Annotated in this window: 19 protein-coding genes; 9 read left to right on the top strand and 10 right to left on the bottom strand. The window is 70.6% G+C overall.

Going from position 1 to position 18046, the window contains the following annotated elements; genetic code table 11:
- The first annotated feature begins 26 nt into the window (after nucleotides 1–26).
- Complete coding sequence (locus ABLE68_RS18785; protein WP_348873454.1) at nucleotides 27–386, top strand: VOC family protein; 360 nt, start codon at nucleotides 27–29, stop codon at nucleotides 384–386.
- 6 nt (nucleotides 387–392) lie between these two features.
- On the opposite strand, the gene ABLE68_RS18790 is transcribed toward ABLE68_RS18785, so the two are convergent.
- Nucleotides 393–1127 carry a hypothetical protein gene (locus ABLE68_RS18790; protein ID WP_348873455.1) on the bottom strand — a complete coding sequence of 245 codons (735 nt, stop codon included), beginning with the start codon at nucleotides 1125–1127 and terminating at the stop codon, nucleotides 393–395.
- Between the two features lie 54 nt (nucleotides 1128–1181).
- Between ABLE68_RS18790 and ABLE68_RS18795 the strand changes: the two genes are divergently transcribed.
- The 4 genes from ABLE68_RS18795 to ABLE68_RS18810 are packed head-to-tail and all read left to right on the top strand — an operon-like array spanning nucleotide 1182 to nucleotide 4390.
- The gene (locus ABLE68_RS18795) at nucleotides 1182–1976 is read left to right on the top strand and encodes an ABC transporter ATP-binding protein (RefSeq protein WP_348873456.1); all 795 of its coding nucleotides are present in this window, start codon (nucleotides 1182–1184) and stop codon (nucleotides 1974–1976) included.
- A 38-nt stretch (nucleotides 1977–2014) separates the two neighbouring features.
- Entirely contained in the window at nucleotides 2015–2476 is a 462-nt protein-coding gene (locus ABLE68_RS18800; protein WP_348873457.1) for an NfeD family protein, read from the top strand.
- Nucleotides 2477–2495: 19 nt separating this feature from the next.
- Nucleotides 2496–3629 carry an SPFH domain-containing protein gene (locus ABLE68_RS18805; RefSeq protein ID WP_425475661.1) on the top strand — a complete coding sequence of 378 codons (1134 nt, stop codon included), beginning with the start codon at nucleotides 2496–2498 and terminating at the stop codon, nucleotides 3627–3629.
- Nucleotides 3626–4390, top strand: coding sequence for a sulfite exporter TauE/SafE family protein (locus ABLE68_RS18810; protein WP_348873459.1), 765 nt, complete (start codon nucleotides 3626–3628; stop codon nucleotides 4388–4390). Before ABLE68_RS18805 ends, ABLE68_RS18810 begins: the two co-directional genes overlap by 4 nt.
- Nucleotides 4391–4399: 9 nt before the next feature.
- Here ABLE68_RS18810 and ABLE68_RS18815 read toward each other — a convergent pair whose 3' ends face one another.
- A complete protein-coding gene (locus ABLE68_RS18815) occupies nucleotides 4400–4759 on the bottom strand; it encodes a DUF4267 domain-containing protein (RefSeq protein WP_348873460.1) in 360 nt (119 codons plus the stop codon).
- A gap of 51 nt (nucleotides 4760–4810) precedes the next feature.
- On the opposite strand from ABLE68_RS18815, the gene ABLE68_RS18820 reads away from it, so the two are divergent.
- The gene (locus ABLE68_RS18820; protein ID WP_348873461.1) at nucleotides 4811–5470 is read left to right on the top strand and encodes a nitroreductase family protein; all 660 of its coding nucleotides are present in this window, start codon (nucleotides 4811–4813) and stop codon (nucleotides 5468–5470) included.
- Here the strand turns inward: ABLE68_RS18820 and ABLE68_RS18825 are convergent.
- The 8 genes from ABLE68_RS18825 to ABLE68_RS18860 all read right to left on the bottom strand — a co-directional run bounded on the left by ABLE68_RS18825 (nucleotide 5458) and on the right by ABLE68_RS18860 (nucleotide 12983).
- Nucleotides 5458–6177, bottom strand: a complete 720-nt coding sequence (locus tag ABLE68_RS18825) for a hypothetical protein (protein WP_348873462.1) — start codon at nucleotides 6175–6177, stop codon at nucleotides 5458–5460. The two genes, ABLE68_RS18820 and ABLE68_RS18825, sit on opposite strands and share 13 nt — an antisense overlap.
- Nucleotides 6178–6298: 121 nt before the next feature.
- Nucleotides 6299–7261 carry an alpha/beta hydrolase gene (locus ABLE68_RS18830; protein ID WP_348873463.1) on the bottom strand — a complete coding sequence of 321 codons (963 nt, stop codon included), beginning with the start codon at nucleotides 7259–7261 and terminating at the stop codon, nucleotides 6299–6301.
- 2 nt (nucleotides 7262–7263) lie between these two features.
- Entirely contained in the window at nucleotides 7264–7929 is a 666-nt protein-coding gene (locus ABLE68_RS18835) for a glycerophosphodiester phosphodiesterase (RefSeq protein ID WP_348873464.1), read from the bottom strand.
- Nucleotides 7926–8639 carry a gamma-glutamyl-gamma-aminobutyrate hydrolase family protein gene (locus ABLE68_RS18840; protein ID WP_348873465.1) on the bottom strand — a complete coding sequence of 238 codons (714 nt, stop codon included), beginning with the start codon at nucleotides 8637–8639 and terminating at the stop codon, nucleotides 7926–7928. The genes ABLE68_RS18835 and ABLE68_RS18840 overlap by 4 nt, the downstream gene beginning before the upstream one ends.
- Complete coding sequence (locus tag ABLE68_RS18845) at nucleotides 8639–9418, bottom strand: 3-oxoacyl-ACP reductase (RefSeq protein ID WP_348873466.1); 780 nt, start codon at nucleotides 9416–9418, stop codon at nucleotides 8639–8641. Before ABLE68_RS18845 ends, ABLE68_RS18840 begins: the two co-directional genes overlap by 1 nt.
- 68 nt (nucleotides 9419–9486) lie before the next feature.
- Nucleotides 9487–10845, bottom strand: coding sequence for an aldehyde dehydrogenase family protein (locus ABLE68_RS18850; protein WP_348873467.1), 1359 nt, complete (start codon nucleotides 10843–10845; stop codon nucleotides 9487–9489).
- Nucleotides 10846–12216, bottom strand: a complete 1371-nt coding sequence (locus tag ABLE68_RS18855) for a glutamine synthetase family protein (protein ID WP_348873468.1) — start codon at nucleotides 12214–12216, stop codon at nucleotides 10846–10848.
- A gap of 32 nt (nucleotides 12217–12248) precedes the next feature.
- The gene (locus ABLE68_RS18860) at nucleotides 12249–12983 is read right to left on the bottom strand and encodes a FadR/GntR family transcriptional regulator (protein WP_348873469.1); all 735 of its coding nucleotides are present in this window, start codon (nucleotides 12981–12983) and stop codon (nucleotides 12249–12251) included.
- A 151-nt stretch (nucleotides 12984–13134) separates the two neighbouring features.
- Here ABLE68_RS18860 and ABLE68_RS18865 point away from each other — a divergent pair, with 151 nt between their 5' ends.
- From ABLE68_RS18865 to ABLE68_RS18875, 3 genes are read left to right on the top strand one after another with little or no spacing between them, the layout of a single operon-like run.
- Nucleotides 13135–14751 (top strand): amino acid permease, encoded by a 1617-nt coding sequence (locus tag ABLE68_RS18865; RefSeq protein WP_348873470.1) that lies wholly within the window; start codon nucleotides 13135–13137, stop codon nucleotides 14749–14751.
- Nucleotides 14752–15654: a phosphotransferase gene (locus tag ABLE68_RS18870; protein WP_348873471.1), complete on the top strand. Its 903-nt coding sequence runs from the start codon at nucleotides 14752–14754 to the stop codon at nucleotides 15652–15654.
- A complete protein-coding gene (locus ABLE68_RS18875; protein ID WP_348873472.1) occupies nucleotides 15647–18043 on the top strand; it encodes a GcvT family protein in 2397 nt (798 codons plus the stop codon). The genes ABLE68_RS18870 and ABLE68_RS18875 overlap by 8 nt, the downstream gene beginning before the upstream one ends.
- Nucleotides 18044–18046 lie beyond the last annotated feature (3 nt).

Genomic DNA, 18046 nt, shown 5'->3' on the forward strand with positions numbered 1-18046 from the left:
TCCGTGGTCCGGCCTACCGTCGAGACATGACCAACATCCATCACGCGATCGACTACGTCGAGATCTACGTCGGCGACCGGATGGCCCGCACCCGGTCGTTCTACGAGCAGGCCTTCGGCTGGACGTTCAACGACTACGGGCCCGACTACGCCGGCATCCGCTGGAGCGACGGGGAGGGCGAGGTAGGCGGGCTCAACGCCGCCCGGGAGTCGGTCCGGGGCGGCGTCCTGGTCCTGCTCTACTCCGACGACCTCGACGCGACGGCGACGGCGGTGACGGCGGCCGGAGGGGAGGTGGTTGAAGGGCCCTACGAGTTCCCGGGCGGTCGGCGGTTCCACTTCACCGATCCGGCCGGCAACGAGCTGGGCGTGTGGGCGTCGGCCTGAGCGGGCTCAGGAGGGCGGCCACACCTCGGGCGAGCAGGCGGCGACGAGAGCACGGCGCCCAGCACGCTCGAGCGGCACCAGCGCGGCCCGGCGCTCGGCGATGTCGTACGCCGTGATCGCCCCGCCGTCGTCCTCGAGGGCGAGGTCGACGATGCCGGTCGCGAGGATCCCGCGCGCGGCCAGCTCCACGCACCGCGGCGGCACACCGTCCGGGGCGACGACGGGCTCGAGGTGGCGCAGGTTCATCAGCCGGTCGGCGACCTCGGGACGCCACTTCGCGACCTCGAGGCGGGCCAGCGCGTCTGCGGCGCCGACGAGCGTGGCGCGCAGGTCGCGGTCCGCGTCACCGACGTCGGGCAGCTGGCGGCGCTCGGCGGGGTGCGCCGTCCAGATCACCGCGGCGCCGGTGCGCTCCGGCACCAGGCCGAGCCCGGTTCCGGCGACGACGACGGCCTCGCCGACGTCGAGCGCGTCCGCGTTGAAGGCGGCCGGCCCGCCGAGCCCGAGCGGGTCGCCCTCGACCGGCAGGGCCAGCCCGAAGGACGTGGCGCCCGCCGTACGCAGGCGGCCGAGCGCGCCGACCAGGGTCTCCGTGCCGTCGGCGCCGGGCAGTCCGGCGACGGCGTGGGTCGCGTCGTCGCCGATCAGCGCGTCGACCAGGAGGTCCGTGACGACCTGCCCGCGCAGCCAGGCGGTGCCCCACCAGGCGAGGCGGGCGGACGGTGGCAGCGGGGTGGTCACGGCGCGTGACGATACGCCGTCGGCTCGCTCCGACGTCTCGCTAGGGTGGGCGCCATGACAGCCGTCCTGGACTTCGCCGAGGTCACCATCAGGCGGGGACAGGCCACCCTGCTCGACCGCGTCTCGTGGCGCGTCGAGGAGGACGAGCGCTGGGTGATCCTAGGTCCCAACGGCGCCGGGAAGACGACGCTCCTCCAGGTCGCGAGCGCCCAGATCCACCCGACCTCGGGGGTGGCCGGGATCCTCGACGAGGTCCTCGGCACCGTCGACGTCTTCGAGCTGCGCCCCCGCATCGGCATCACCAGCGCCGCCCTCGCGGAGCGGGTCCCACGGTCCGAGCGCGTCCACGACGTGGTCGTGTCGGCGTCGTACGGCGTCGTGGGCCGCTGGCGCGAGGCCTACGACGACCTCGACCACGAGCGGGCGGTCCAGCTGCTGACGGAGGTCGGCGCCAGCCATCTCGCCGACCGGACGTTCGGCACGCTCAGCGAGGGCGAGCGCAAGCGGGTGCAGATCGCCCGGGCGCTGATGGCCGACCCCGAGCTGCTGCTCCTCGACGAGCCCGCTGCTGGTCTCGACCTCGGCGGTCGCGAGGACCTCGTGTCGACGCTGTCGGTGCTGGCCGCCGACGAGGCGTCGCCCGCCACCGTGCTGGTCTCCCACCACGTCGAGGAGATCCCGCCCGGCTTCACCCACGCGCTGCTCCTGCGACGCGGCCAGGTCGTGGAGGCGGGTCCGATCGAGGAGGTCGTCACCGCGACGACGCTGTCGGCGACGTTCGGGATGCCGCTAGTGCTCAACCACGAGGACGGACGCTGGAACGCCCGTCGGCGTACCCGTCGGGGCTAGACCCTGGTTCTCGACGCATGTGCGGCTAGGGTCACGGCATGGACTGGTTGAGCGACAACGCGTGGGCCGCCTGGCTCAGTGTTGCCGTCCTGTTCGGGGTGGCAGAGCTGGTCAGCCTCGACCTCATCCTGGTCATGCTCGCCGTCGGCGCCCTTGCCGGCATGCTCACCGCAGCGCTCGGTGCGGCCGTCGTCGTGCAGATCCTGGTCGCCGGCGCAGCCTCCGTCGCGATGCTCGCGCTGGTGCGTCCCTCGCTCGTCGCCAAGCTGAACAGCGGCCCGGAGCTCCGTCTCGGGCACGGCAAGCTGGTCGGTGAGCGCGCGGTCGTCACCCAGCGGATGACCGGCCACGACCTGGGCCAGATCAAGCTGGCGGGGGAGACCTGGTCGGCCGCGCCGTACGACGAGCACCTCACGATCGAACCCGGCGCCACCGTGGAGGTCTTCGAGATCCGCGGCGCGACGGCGTACGTCCATCCAGTACCCGAGCTCGGCGAATGAGAGGGAGTGTCTCGTGCCCCTGGTGATCCTGATCCTGCTGTTGCTGGTCGTCATCTTCGTGATCGCGCTGCTCGCGAAGACGGTCCAGATCATCCCGCAGGCCCGCGCCGGCATCGTCGAGCGGTTCGGCAAGTACAAGGCCACGCTGCCCGCGGGCCTCAACATCGTCGTGCCGTTCGTCGACAAGGTGCGCTACGTCATCGACCTGCGTGAGCAGGTCGTGAGCTTCCCGCCGCAGCCGGTGATCACCGAGGACAACCTGGTGGTCTCGATCGACACGGTCATCTACTTCCAGGTCACCGACCCGATCGCCGCGACGTACGAGATCGCCAACTACATCCAGGCGATCGAGCAGCTCACGATGACCACGCTCCGCAACATCGTCGGTGGCATGGACCTCGAGGAGACGCTGACCAGCCGCGACCAGATCAACTCCGGCCTGCGCGGTGTCCTCGACGAGGCCACCGGCAAGTGGGGCATCCGGGTCAACCGCGTCGAGCTCAAGGGCATCGACCCGCCGCCCTCCATCAAGGACTCGATGGAGAAGCAGATGCGCGCCGACCGTGAGAAGCGGGCCGTCATCCTCACCGCGGAGGGTCAGCGGCAGGCCGCGATCCTCACGGCCGAGGGCGCCAAGCAGTCGTCGATCCTGAACGCCGAGGGTGCGCGCGAGTCGCAGATCCTGCGCGCCCAGGCCGACCGGGAGTCCTCGATCCTGCGGGCGCAGGGTGAGGGACAGGCCATCCAGACGGTCTTCCAGGCGATCCACGACGGTCGGCCCGACCAGTCGCTGCTGGCCTACCAGTACCTCCAGATGATGCCGAAGATCGCCGAGGGCGACGCCAACAAGGTGTGGATCGTCCCGAGCGAGATCGGCAAGGCCCTCGAGGGGCTCGGCTCGACGATGAACAGCCTCCAGGGCATCCCGGACAAGGTCGAGGGACCCGTGAAGCGCGTCGACATGGGCCCGAGCGAGCCGGTGGTGCCCGCGATCGACGAGCAGCTGAGCCAGACGAACGCCGCCGTCGAGGCCGCGATCGCCGAGGCCAACCGAGCCGCCAACCCAGGCAAGAACCTCCCGACGGCGACCGACCCGGCCGTGGACCCCGGTGAGGTGCCCCCGGCGCCGCCGGAGGAGCCGCCCGCTTCGTGAGCCCGTTCGAGGTCGTCGCGATCCTGCTCGCCGGGGTCGCGGCCGGCACCATCAACACCGTGGTGGGGTCGGGGACGTTGATCACGTTCCCGACCCTGCTGGCGTTCGGCGTCCCTCCGGTGACCGCCAACGTCTCCAACACCATCGGTCTGGTGCCGGGATCGGTCTCCGGAGTGATCGGCTACCGGCGCGAGCTCGCCGGCCAGCGCTCGCGGATCACCCGCCTGGCCAGCGCGTCGCTGCTCGGTGCGATCGTCGGGGCCGTCCTCCTGCTGGTGCTGCCCGACGGCGCCTTCATCGCCATCGTGCCCGCCCTGATCCTGCTCGGATGTGTGCTGGTGGCCCTCCAGCCCCGGATCTCGGCCGCGGTCGCGCGCCGCCACGACGCGAGCGGCGGGATGCCGCACCGCGGGGTCTGGTGGGTCTGGCCGGCCGTCGCCGGCACGGGTGTCTACGGCGGCTACTTCGGCGCTGCCCAGGGCGTGCTGCTGATGGCGATCCTCGGCATCGGGATCGACGAGGACCTCCAGCGGCTCAACGCCGTCAAGAACATCCTCGCCGCCATCGTCAACGCCGTCGCCGGGCTGATCTTCGCCTTCGTGGCGGACGTCGACTGGCGGATCGTGCTGCTCATCGGCGTCGGTTCGGTGATCGGCGGCCAGCTGGGCGCGACCGTGGGCCGCCGGCTGCCCAGCGGCGTGCTCCGGGTCGTGATCGTGCTGGTGGGCCTGGTCGCCCTGTCGGTCTTCCTGCTGACCTAGGGCGGGTGCTCAGCCGCGGCGTACGAGCGCGAGCAGCCCGGAGCCCACGGCACCCGCAGCGGGACCCATGAGCGTCATCGCGGTCTTGCGCGAGATCGAACCGTCCTGCATCGCGAGGTAGCCGGTCGCGCCGTCGGCGGCGTCGACGAGGATGCCGATGCCGACCATGCCCTTGCGGGTCTTGCCGCTGCTGATCAGCGTCGCCAGACCCAGCGCGATCTCCCGGATGCCGAAGAGCCGGGTGACGTAGGGGAGCTGGGGGTTCGACACCGGGTCGAGCTGGAAGATGCGCGCGCCACGCTCGGGGTCGGCCACCGCCACGGCACCGACCGCGATCCGGCCGAGGGAAAGTCCGGTCACAGGGTTCATGCGTGCACCGTAGCGGTCGCCCGGCGTGGACGGGCGTGACAGGCTCGACCCATGGACCTGTACGACGTGATGCGCTCGACCCCGGCCGTCCGCGACTTCACCGACGACCCCCTGCCCGACGAGACGCTGCACCGGATCCTCGACAACGCCCGGTTCGCGCCCAGTGGCGGCAACCGGCAGGGCACCCACGTGATCGTGATCCGTGAGCAGGCCACGCGCGAGGCACTGGTGGAGCTCTACGGCCCGACGGTGCGGCGCTACGTCGCCCAGATCGGCGCCGGCCAGAGCCCGTGGAACAGCCTCGAGCCGCCGATCCCGACGCCCGAGGAGATCGCGGCGACCGACGTACCCGAGCGGTTCACCGGGCCGGTGCTCGAGGCCCCTGCGGTCCTGGTCGTCTGCGTCGACCTCGGTGTCGTGGCCTCGACCGACCAGGACCTCGACCGGGTCGGGGTGATCAGCGGCGCGTCGGTCTACCCGCTCGTCTGGAACATCCTGCTCGCCGCCCGCAACGAGGGCTTCGGCGGCACCATCACCACGATGGCGGCCGCCCAGGAGCCGAAGGTCCAGGAGCTGCTCGGCATCCCACCGGAGTACGCCGTGGCCGCGGTGCTCCCGCTCGGCAAGCCGGTCAAGGTGCTCACCAAGCTGAAGAGGAACCCGGTCGAGGACTTCGTGACGCGGGAGCGGTTCGACGGTCAGCCGTTCTGAGGGCCCGGGCCGGCCGGCACCGGCGGGCTGAGCGGAGGCAGCCAGGACGACTCGCCCTCCTCGGGAGTGCCCCACCAGTCGTAGAACACCGAGAAGGTCTGGTCGGCGCCGTTGACGAATCCGGTGCTGGTCACGCCGACCCGGACCCACGGAGGGTTGCGCAGACACGTGCGCGGCACGCTCACCCGCACGAGATCGGCATCGAGATCGACGTCTGTGTGCAGACGGCGACAGGACACGTCGATGACCGAGGTGAACCAGCCGCAGCCGTCGGGGTCGTCCGGCGGGTCCGTCGGATCCGGGAACCTGGGCTCCTTGGACAGGTCGGTCGTCACCTTGGGCGGTCTGGACTTGCCCGCCGGGGACCGGGACACGTCGATGGACCAACCGCGGAGCAGCGGCGTCCCTACATGGATCGTCAGGTACTGCTCGAGCGTCGGGTCGAGGTCCTCGAAGCCGACGGTGATCGTGACCACCTTGCGGGTGTGCCGCACGGTCAGGTCCGTGATGTCGTCGTTCGTGTCGGTGGAGCCGTCCACGTCGGTGAACGTCCCGCACGGCTCCGGCGCCGGGTCGTAGTGGCTGCCGATCACGTCTCCGCCCGGGTCGGCACCATGCCACCGCTCCGCCTGCGCGCTCTGGGCGGCAGCGATGAGAACGAACGGCGCCATGAGCCCGATCAGGGTCACGCGAAGCATCCGAGACATGGCGCGATTGTGACCGCTGCGGCGCCCCGGGGGATGCGGTTTGGTCACAAACCGCAACCTGGGCGCGCTCCCACCTGCGGTTGGTGACCAAACCGCATTCCGACTCGGCGGCGGCGGAGCCTCAGTCGACGTACGCCGAGATCCAGCGATCCATCTCGGCGTACGCCTGGGCGCGCGGCTCAGGACGCGACAGCACGACGTCGTGGCGGGCGCCCTCGACGGCGACGTAGGTGACGTGGGCGCCGAGGGCGGTGGCCCACCGCCGGATCTGCGGGACCTCGAGCACGATGTCGTAGCCGTGGGCGTCGTCGCCCATCTCCTTGGGCCAGCGGGTGCCGGCGGACGACAGCACGAGCGTCGGACAGCCGACCTCGAGGCCGCGGTGCACCTCGTCGTGGCCGAGCCGGATCGCGCGGATCCAGCCGAAGGAGACCGGGAACGAGTCCAGCGGCTTCCAGTCGGTGTTGAACGACCACTCGCCGGCGTGGTCGGCGTGGAGGCTGCGGCCGTAGTGGCCCCCGACGGTGCGGGGGATGAGCTTCGTCGGGTTCCGGGCGCCGACCTGCTTGATCACCGACGTGCCGAGCCCCTGCACCAGCCGGCCGCCCTGCATGTCGAGCCACGGGGAGTTCAGGACCAGGCCGGCCAGCGCCGGCTTGCGCTCGTTGGCCCACAGGGACGCGATCAGGCCGCCCGTCGAGTGAGCGCTGACCACGACGTGGTCGTGGCCGTCACGCTCGGCGACCCGGTGGAAGGCGGCGTCCAGGTCGGGGAAGTGCTGGCGCAGGTCCGTCACGTAGTTGGGGGTCTGGTGCGGACGCAGCGACCGGCCGTACTTGCGCAGGTCGACGGCGTAGAAGTCGTAGCCGCGCTCGTTCCACCACTCGGCGTAGTCCGTGTGGAAGAAGTAGTCGCAGAAGCCGTGCACGTGGAGCACGGCCTTGCCGGTGGGCTCCGCCGCCCGTCGTACGACGAGGGTGACGACGACCGGACCCTCCTCGTCGGGCGGCAGCCCGATCGTCTCGGCCAGGTAGGGCTCACCCAGCACGTCGGGCACCAGCTCGTCGAAGACACCAACGCTCACGGTCAGATTCTGTCAGGACGCCGGAGGTCGAGGGCCACCTCGGGTCGGTTGGTGGTCACCAGCCAGGCTCGACCGGGCCGCATCCAGTAGGCCAACGACTTCTCGGTGTCGACGGTCCACACCAGCAGCGGGATCCGGTGCTTGCGCGCGAAGCGCCGCACCTGCAGCCGCGCGAGCCAGTGGTGGGCGACCGCGAGGTTCGCGCCCGCCTCCTGGTAGCGCGCCCGCGGGAAGAGCTCGGTCAGCCGGATCCGGATCGCGTGGAGCACCCGGATGTCGCGCAGGCCGCGGCCCAGCGAGAGCCCGACCAGGAGGTCGTCGTGGCCCGCCTCGACCGCCCACCGACGGACGGTGCGGACGCCGTCGTCCTCGAGCGTGGTCACGAGCAGCCGCTCGGTGCCGAGACGCTCGACGGCGCGGGCCACGATCGGCACCTCGCCGCCCACGACCTTGAGGTCGAGGTGCAGCCGGATCCGGCCGGCCACGATGTCGAGCGCCTCGTCGTACGTCAGCGTCCCCGGCGGAGGTACGGCGACCGCGTCGTGGAGCAGCACGAGCGACCCGTCGCCGCAGCGCTGCACGTCGAACTCCACGTAGTCGGCGCCCATGGCGATCGCCGCCTCGACGTCGGCGCGCGTGAGGCAGCGGTGAGCACTGACGAGGGTCATCGGGCAGCAGCGTACGTCGCGGCCGCGCGCACCAGCCCCGCGAGCAGGCCGACGTCGGCGGCCGTCTCCGGGTGCCACTGCACGCCGACGCAGAAGCGGTCACCGGGCGCTTCCATCGCCTCGAGCGTGCCGTCCGCCGCGCGCGCGACCGCGTCGTAGCCCGGGTGCGAGTCGACCGACTGGTGGTGGTGGCAGTTGACGCTCAGCCGGTCGCCCACCAGCCCGGCGACCCGGGTGCCGGCGGTGGTCGTCACCTCGACGGCGCCGAAGGCATCGCCGCCCGGGGAGTGCTGCTCGTGGTCGACCAGGTCCGGCACGTGCTGCACCAGGACTCCGCCGGAGCGCACGGCCATCACCTGCATGCCCCGGCAGACGCCCAGCACCGGCAGCCCGATCGCCTCGGCGGCGTCCAGCAGGGCGACCTCCCAGGCGTCGCGGTCCGGCCGCCAGCCCGCCGTGCGCGGGTGCGGCTCGGCGTCGTAGCGACCCGGGTCGACGTCGGCCCCACCGCTGATGACGAGCCCGTCGAGGCGCGCGACCACCGCCTCGGCGGCTTCCGGAAGCCCGAGCGGTGCGAGCAGCACGGGTACGCCGCCGGTCGCCTCGACCGCGTCGGCGTACTGCGTCGGCAGCAGGTCGGCGCGCTGGTGCCACACCCCCCAGGCCGCTTCCTCGCGGTAGGTGGTGAGGCCGATGACCGGAGCGACCATCAGAGCGGCGTGACGTAAGCCCCGGAGATGCCGCCGTCGACCAGGAAGGTGTTGGCGGTCATGAACGAGGAGTCGTCGGAGGCGAGGAACAGCACCGCGGAGGCCATCTCGGACGGCTCGCCGAAGCGACCCATCGGGACGTGCACGAGCCGGCGAGCGGCACGCTCGGCGTCCTTGGCGAAGAGCTCCTGCAGGAGCGGCGTGTTGACCGGCCCGGGGCACAGCGCGTTGACGCGCACCCCCTGGCGGGCGAACTGCACGCCGAGCTCGCGCGTCATCGACAGCACGCCGCCCTTCGAGGCGGAGTAGGAGATCTGCGACGTCGCGGCCCCCATCACCGCGACGAACGACGCGGTGTTGATGATCGAGCCCTTGCCCTGCTCGAGCATGTAGGGGAGCGCGGCCTTGCAGCAGAGGTAGACCGAGGTCAGGTTGACCTCCTGCACCTTGCGCCAGGCGTCGAGGTCGGTGTCGAGGATCGAGTCGTCCTCCGGCGGGCTGATGCCGGCGTTGTTGAAGGCGATGTCGACCGAGCCGTAGACGTCCTTCGCCGTCTTGAAGAGTGCGTCGACCTCGTCCTTGGACGTGACGTCCACGTGGACGTACGTCGCGATCTCGCTGCCGCCGAGCTGGCCGACGAGCTCGTGCCCGCGCTGGTCGTCGATGTCGCCGATGACGACCTTGGCGCCCTCCTCGACGAAGCGTTCCACCGTCGCCAGACCGATGCCCGAGCAGCCGCCGGTGATGACCGCGACCCGGTCCTGGATGCGTCCTGCCACTTGCTGTTTCCTTTCGGCTTTCCGGGGTTTCGAGACGGGCGCCGCGCGCCCTCCTCAACCGCCGGGGATCAGTGGGCGATGAAGACGTTCTTGAGCTCGGTGAACGCGTTGGGGGCGTCCGGGCCGAGCTCGCGGCCGAGGCCGGACTGCTTGTAGCCGCCGAACGGCGTCCAGTAGCGGACCGAGGAGTGCGAGTTGACGCTGAGGTTGCCGGCCTCGACGCCGCGCGCGACGCGGAGCCCGCGGCCGAGGTCGTTGGTGAAGATGGAGCCGGACAGGCCGTACTCCGTGTCGTTGGCGAGCTCGATCGCGTGCGCCTCGTCGTCGAACGGCATCACCGCGACGACGGGCCCGAAGACCTCCTCGCGCCAGATCCGCGCGCTGGGGTCGTCGACGGTCACGACCGACGGCGGCACCCAGAAGCCGTCGCCGCCAGGGGTGGACCCGGCGAACGCGACCTCCACCTCGTCGAGGTAGGCGCTGACCGTCGACTTCTGATGCGCGGAGATGAGCGGGCCCATCTCGCTGGACTCGTCGCTGGGGTCGAGCACCCGCATGCCGCTGACGGCGGGCTCCAGCTTCGAGAGGAACTCGTCGTACGCCGAGCGCTCGACCAGGATCCGCGAGCGGGCGCAGCAGTCCTGGCCGGCGTTGTCGAAGACGGCGTACGGCGCACTGGCGGCCGCCGCAGCGATGTCGGCGTCCGCGAACACGATGTTGGCGCTCTTGCCGCCGAGCTCCAGGGTCACCCGCTTCACCTGGTCGGCACAGCCGCGCATGATCCGCTTGCCGACCTCGGTCGAGCCGGTGAAGCAGACCTTGCGCACCAGCTCGTGGGTCACGAACCGCTCACCGACGACCGACCCCTTGCCCGGGATCACGGTCAGCACGTCGGCGGGCAGGCCGGCCTCGAGCGCGAGCTCGCCGAGCCGGATGGCCGTCAGCGGGGTGAGCTCGGCCGGCTTGAGCACGACCGTGTTGCCGGCGGCCAGCGCGGGCGCGAAGCCCCAGCCGGCGATGGGCATCGGGAAGTTCCAGGGCACGATGATGCCGACGACGCCCAGCGGTTCGTGGAAGGTCACGTCGATGCCGCCGGCGACCGGGATCTGCTGGCCGAAGAGCCGCTCGGGCGCCCCGGCGTAGTAGTTGAGGCAGTCGCGGACGTTGCCGGCCTCCCAGCGGGCGTTGCCCCAGGTGTGCCCGGCGTTGCGCACCTCGAGCTCCGCGAGCTCGTCGATGTGCGCGTCGACCACGGCGGCGAAGCGGCGGAGCACGGTGGCCCGCTCGCCCGGCGCCATCGCCTTCCACGCCGGGAAGGCGGCGTGCGCGCGCTCGATCGCGGCGTCGGCCTCCTCGACGGATGCCAGGTGTACGTCGGTCACCGGCGACGCCGTCGCCGGGTTGATGACGGTGAACGTGTCGGTCACTTACAGCCTCTCGAATCCACGGTGGAGCTCCCAGTCGGTGACTGCGGCGTTGAAGGCGGCCAGCTCGACGTCGGCCATGTTGACGTAGTGGTCGACGACCTCGTCGCCCAGGGTCGCGCGGGCGATCTCCGAGGTGGCGAAGGCGTCGCGGGCCGCGGCCAACGTCGAGGGCACCTTGGGACGGCCCGACGTGTAGGCGTTGCCCACGAGCTCGTCCTCGAGGGGCAGCTCGTGCTCGATGCCGTAGAGGCCACCGGCGAGCATCGCCGCCAGGGCGAGGTAGGGGTTGGCGTCCGCGCCGGGGACGCGGTTCTCCATCCGGGCGCCGGCACCGTGCCCGACCAGGCGTACGGCGCAGGTCCGGTTGTCCAGGCCCCAGGCGATCGTGGTCGGCGCGAACGAGCCGTCGGCGAAGCGCTTGTAGGAGTTGATGTTGGGCGCGAAGAGCAGCGTGAAGTCGGCGATCGTCGCGAGCACACCCGCGATGAAGTGGTCGTAGAGCGGGGTGCGCGCACCGTCCTTCCAGAACACCAGCTCGTCGTCGAGTCCGCGCAGCGACAGGTGGATGTGGCAGGAGCTGCCTTCACGCTCGTTGTACTTCGCCATGAACGTGATCGCCTTGCCCTGCTGGGCGGCGATCTCCTTCGCGGCGGTCTTGTAGACGACGTGGTTGTCGGCCGTCGTGAGCGCGTCGGCGTAGAGGAAGCCGATCTCGTGCTGGCCGAAGTTGCACTCGCCCTTCGCGCCCTCGACGTCGAGCCCGGCGTCGTACATCGTGTTGCGGATCGCGCGGAGCAGCGGCTCGACGCGGGTGGTGCCGAGGATCGAGTAGTCGACGTTGTACTGGTTGACCGGTGTCAGGTCGCGGTAGTGGGCGTCGTGGGCGTCCTCGTACGTCGTGTCGAACGCGATGAACTCGAGCTCGGTGCCGGCCAGCGCCTGCCAGCCGTGCTCCGCCGCGCGGTCGAGCTGCTTCTGCAGGATCGCCCGCGGTGACTGGACGACGGGGGAGTGGTCGGGCCAGACGAGGTCGCACTGCACCATCGCGGTCGCAGGCAGGTGCGTGAGCACCCGGATGGTGCGCTCGTCGAGGACGAACTCCATGTCGCCGTAGCCCTTCTCCCACGACGAGATGGCGTAGCCGCCGACGGTGTTCATGTCGACGTCGACCGCGAGCAGGTAGTTGCAGCCCTCGGTGCCGTGCGGGACGACGACGTCCGCGAAGTAGCGGGCGTGCAGCCGCTTGCCCTGCAGGCGTCCCTGCATGTCGGTGAAGGCGACGACGACGGTGTCGATGTCGCCGTCGTTGATCCGGTCGACGAGCTGCTTCATCGTCAGGTGCCGCTTGTTGCGCAGGTCGTTCTTGCTCACGCTGTCCCCTTCGTCGGACTCATCCGGCTCACTCATCCCACGAGCCCGCGCAGCAGCGCAGCCGTGTCGTCGCAGTGCTGCTCCATGACCAGGCGGGCGCGCTCGGCGTCGCCGGTGAGGATCGCCTTGACCAGGGCAGCGTGCTGCCGGTCGGAGTGGGCGATGTTGGTGTCGAGGACGGGGATCGCCAGCAGCATCTCGTGCAGTGTCGACTGCACCGAGGTGACCGCCTCGATCAGCCTCGACGACTCGCTGAGCGCGGCGATGGTGAGGTGGAAGCGGGAGTCGGACTGGCGGTGGGCGGCCGGTCGGGCAGCGGCCGCGACGTCGGCGTAGGCGCGCTCGAGCTGCTGGCGGCGTACGTCGGTCATCGGCAGGTGGGCGGCCAGGTAGGCGGCGCCCGGCTCGACCACGCGCCGGAAGTCGAGCGCGTCGAGCCAGTCCTGGCGGCGCTCCGGCGCGACGCGGGCCGCGGCTCGGGCCGACGGCGTCCGCGGCTTCAGGGTGACGACGGTGCCGCCGCCGCGGCCGCGCCTGGTCTCGACCAGTCCGGCCTCGCGCAGGGCTGCCATCGCCTCGCGGAGCGTGGCCCGGGAGACGCTCAGCATCACCGCCAGGTCCCGCTCCGAGGGGAGCGTGGTGCCGAGCGGGTAGACGCCCAGCCGGATCGCGGTCGCCAGCTGCTCCACGCAGGCCTCGAAGGCGTGGTGCCCACGAACGGGGCGGAGCACGGCCTCCGGGAGGTGCGGTTGGGGCGACGCGGTCACGGGCTCAACCTTCCGGCGCGCGGGAGTGGAGTGTCAATCGTTCAAAGGTCTGAGTTCATACCATTTTTACCAGCATGTATTTACACCCGAATCAACGCGGGTCTAGCGTCCGGTTCACATTCGCACGATCGCCCCTGGAAGGTGTGTCGCAATGCCTGAAGCGCACGAGCCGGTCCCGGCTCACCCGACCGCGGAGCTGACCGACGACGAGAAGCACCTGGCCAAACTCGGGTACAAGCAGGAGCTCAACCGTTCGTGGTCCGGCTTCTCCAACTTCGCCATCTCGTTCTCGATCATCTCGATCCTGGCCGGCTGCTTCACGACGTTCGGTCAGGCCTGGAGCAACGGTGGACCGATCGCCATCACGTGGGGTTGGCCGGTCATCTCGATCTTCATCCTGATCATCGGCTTCACGATGTCCGAGCTGGTGTCGGCGTACCCGACGTCGGGCGGCATCTACTGGTGGGCGTCGAAGCTCGGTGGACCGCGGGCCGGCTTCTACACGGGTTGGCTGAACTGGATCGGCCTGGTCGCCGTGACCGCCTCCGTCGGCTACGGCGCCGCGAACTTCGTCGACATCCTCTTCGGCCTGATCAGCGACAGCTGGGCGGAGAACTGGAGCCTGCAGCGGGTCTTCGTCATCTTCGTGGTGATCATGGTGCTCGCCGCGCTGGCCAACATCTTCTCGAGCCACCTGCTGGCCGTGATCAACAACATCTCGGTCTGGTGGCACGTGGCCGGTGCGGCGTTGATCATCGGCATCCTGATCGTGGTGCCCGACCACCACCAGAGCGTCAACTGGGTGATGACCGAGCGGATCAACAACTCCGGCTACGACGACGGTTCGTCGAGCTCGATGATGTTCTGGTTCCTGGTGCTGCCGCTCGGCTTCCTGCTCACGCAGTACACGATCACCGGCTTCGACGCCTCGGCGCACCTCTCCGAGGAGACCGAGGCCGCGTCGAAGTCGGCGGCCAAGGGCATCTGGCGCTCGATCTTCTACTCCGCCGTCGGCGGGTGGATCCTGCTGCTGGCGCTCCTCTTCGCCGTGAAGGACGAGCAGGGTGTCACCGACGGCGTCAACGTGGGGCTCTACGGCTCCGACGTGATCCTGGGCCAGGCGCTCAGCGACTCCTGGCACACGGTCGTGATCGCGATCTCGGCGGCGGGCCAGCTCTTCTGCACGGTCGCCTGCCTCACCAGCGCGTCCCGGATGACGTTCGCGTTCTCCCGCGACGGCGCGATCCCCGGCTCGGCGATGTGGTCGAAGGTCACCCGCACCCGGGTGCCGGCGAACGCCGTGCTGCTGGTCGCGACCATCGGTGTGCTGATCACCCTGCCGGCGCTGATCGAGGTCAACTTCGGCACCCCGGACGCGCCGATCATCCTGCCGACCGCGTTCTACGCCGTCGTCTCGGTCGCCGTCATCGGTCTCTACCTGTCCTTCGCGATCCCGATCTACCTGCGCTGGAAGATGGGCGACGCGTTCCAGGCCGGGTCGTGGAACAACGGGTCGAAGTACAAGTGGATGAACCTCGTCGCGGTCATCGAGATCGTGGTCATCTGCATCTACTTCATCCTCCCGCTCTACCCGTCGGGCTGGATTTTCAGCGACGCGTTCGAGTGGAAGTTCGTCAACTACGCCCCCATCCTGACGTTCGGCACGCTCCTGCTCGTGACGATCTGGTGGCAGCTGTCGGCGAAGAAGTGGTTCACCGGTCCGAAGCACACGATCGACCAAGCCGTCATCGAGGCGTTCGACGACTGAGTGACTGACGCAGCGCCGCTGGACCGCCTCGTCACCCTGGCGGGGCGGTCCTGGCGCGTCCAGGACCTGCCGGGCGGCCTGACCAACCGCAACTTCCACGTCACGGACGACGACGGCCTCGACGTCGTGGTGCGCTGGTCGCAGGGTGACGCCACGCTGCTCGGCATCGACCGCGACGCCGAGGCCTTCAACACCGCCGCGGCGTACGACGCCGGGGTGGGAGCCCCGGTCGTGGAGTACCGCCCGGACCTGTCGATGCTCGTCATCGGCTTCCTGGGAGGGCGGTCGCTGGAGAACGCCGACTTCACCGATCCGGGCGTGCTCGGTCGTGCGGCGTCCGCGACCCGCGCGCTGCACGCCGGCCCGCGGTTCCAGGGCGACTTCGACATGTTCGCGCGGCGAGCGGCGTACCTCGCGACCGTCCAGGAGCACGGCTACGGCCTGCCGAGCGGCTACCTCGACCACGCCGACGCCTGGGAGGACGTACGCCGCGCGCTGGCTGTCGCGCCCGGGCCGACCGTGCCGTGCAACAACGACCTGCTCGCCGCGAACTTCATCGACGACGGCAGCCGCTGCGCGCTGATCGACTACGAGTACTCCGGCAACAACGACGCCTGCTTCGAGCTCGGCAACACCGCGACCGAGTGTGACTTCGCCGCCGAACAGGTCGAGGCCTACACCGCGGCCTACTTCGGCAGTCCGACTCGCGGCGACCTGGCCCGGGTGCGCCTGCAGATGCTCGTCAGCGAGTACGGCTGGTCGCTGTGGGGCTTCATCCAGGCCGCCGCGAGCCCGATCGACTACGACTTCAACGGCTGGGGGATGGAGCGCTACGAGAAGGCGGTGGCGACCTTCCGCGGTCCACACCTCACGGGGTTGCTGGAGGATGTCGCTCGTGGCTGACCTTCCTACGCGCGCCCAGGTGGTCATCGTCGGCGGCGGGGTGATCGGCACATCGGTCGCCTACCACCTGACCAAGCTCGGCTGGACCGACGTGCTGCTGCTCGAGCAGGGCACGCTCTCGTGCGGCACGACGTGGCACGCGGCCGGACTCGTCGGACCGCTGCGAGCCTCGGAGAGCGGCACGCGGCTGGTGCAGTACTCCGCCGAGCTCTACTCCGCGCTCGAGGCCGAGACCGGGCTGGCGACGGGCTACCGCAACGTCGGTGGCGTGATCGTCGCGCGCACGGAGGACCGGATGGTCCAGCTGCGGCGTACGGCGGCCAACGCCACGGCGTACGACATGGAGTGCGAGCTGGTCTCGCCCGAGCGCGCGCGGGAGCTGTGGCCGCCGATGCAGGTCGACGACCTGCTCGGTGCGATCTGGCTGCCCGGGGACGGCAAGGTCAACCCTGCCGACGTCACCCAGTCGCTCGCCAAGGGCGCCCGGATGCGCGGCGCGCGGATCGTGGAGCGGGTCCGGGTCACCGGCTTCGACGTCACGGACGGTCGCGTCACCGGCGTCCGCACCGACCAGGGCGACGTGGAGACGGAGGTCGTCGTCAACTGCGCTGGTCAGTGGGCCAAGGCGCTGGGGGACCTGGTCGGCGTGACGATCCCGCTGCACTCTGCGGAGCACTTCTACGTCGTGACCGAGTCGGTGCCAGGGACCCATCCCGACCTGCCGATCATGCGTGACCCGGACGGGTGGACCTACTTCAAGGAGGAGACGGGCGGTCTGGTCGTCGGCGGCTTCGAGCCCGAGGCCAAGCCGTGGCGCTCGCCCGACGACCTGCCCTACCCCTTCGAGTTCCAGCTGCTCCCCGAGGACTGGGAGCACTTCTCGGTGCTGATGGACGAGGCACTGCTCCGGATCCCCGCGCTCGAGGAGACCGGGATCCGCAAGTTCTACAACGGCCCGGAGTCGTTCACCCCCGACAACCAGTTCTTGCTCGGTGAGGCCCCCGGGCTGGCGGGCTTCTTCGTCGCTGCCGGCTTCAACTCGGTCGGGATCGCTTCTGCCGGTGGCGCCGGACGAGCGCTGGCCGAGTGGATCGTGGCGGGGGAGCCGCAGGACGACCTGGTCGGGGTCGACGTACGCCGCTTCGCGCCGTTCCAGGCCGACAACCGCTGGCTCCGGTCGCGGGTCGCCGAGGTGCTCGGCCTCCACTACGCCGTGCCGTGGCCCAACCGTGAGCTCGAGACCGGCCGACCCCAGCGCACCTCGCCCTTGTACGACCGGCTGGCCGCCGCCGGAGCGCTCTTCGGCACCCGGATGGGGTGGGAGAGGCCGAACGTCCTCGGCCCCTCGCTCGACTACTCCTGGGGCAAGCCGTCGTGGCTGCCGTGGTCGGCGGGCGAGCAGCGCGCCACCCGCGAGGACGTCGCGGTCTTCGACCAGACGTCGTTCTCGAAGTACGTCGTCGACGGCCCTGACGCGCTCGAGGCCCTCCAGTGGATCTGCGCCGCCGACGTCGACGTGCCGGTCGACGGCTGCGTCTACACCCCGTTCCTCAACGAGCGGGGAACCTACGAGGCCGACCTGACCGTCACCCGCACCGGTCCCGACGCGTTCCTCCTGGTCTCGAGCTCGGCCACCACGGTCCGTGACCTCGACTGGCTGCGTCGCCACGGCGCACGTGCGCGCGACATCACGGAGGACCATGCCGTCCTCGGCGTGATGGGTCCGCGATCGCGCGCCCTGTTGTCCGGGCTGACTGACGCCGACCTCTCCGAGGAGGGCTTCCCGTTCGCCACGTCGCGCGAGATCACGCTCGCCGGCGCGACCGTACGAGCCACCCGGATGACCTACGTCGGCGAGCTCGGCTGGGAGCTGATGGTCCCGGTCGACGCCGCTGGTGCGGTGTACGACGCCATCTCGTCCGGCGGCGCGACCGACGCCGGCTACTACGCGATCGAGTCGATGCGCCTGGAGAAGGGCTACCGCGCCTTCGGTCGCGAGCTCACGCCGGACTTCGGCCCGGTCGAGGCGGGCCTGGTCTTCGCGACGGCGTTGAGGGGCGACAAGGACTTCCTGGGCCGCGCCGCGCTGGAGGCACACCGAGCGGCGCTCGCGGAGGGCGGTCCGAGGCGTCGGCTGGTGTCGTTCGTCGTCGACTCACCGGAGCCGATGCTGTGGGGAGGCGAGCTGGTGCTGCGCGACGGCATGCCTGCTGGCCAGGTCACCAGCGCTGCCTGGGGTGCGACCGTCGGCTCCTGCGTCGGCCTCGCCTACCTGCGCTCGGACGGCCCGGTCACCACGGCTTGGCTCGAGGCGAGTGTCTTCGAGGTCGACGTGGCGGGGGAGCGGTACGCCGTACGCGCGTCGCTGAAGGCGCCGCTCGCCGGCTGAGCC

It is taken from the genome of Nocardioides pollutisoli (assembly GCF_040045055.1).
GTDB classification, from domain to species: Bacteria; Actinomycetota; Actinomycetes; order Propionibacteriales; family Nocardioidaceae; genus Nocardioides; species Nocardioides tweenelious.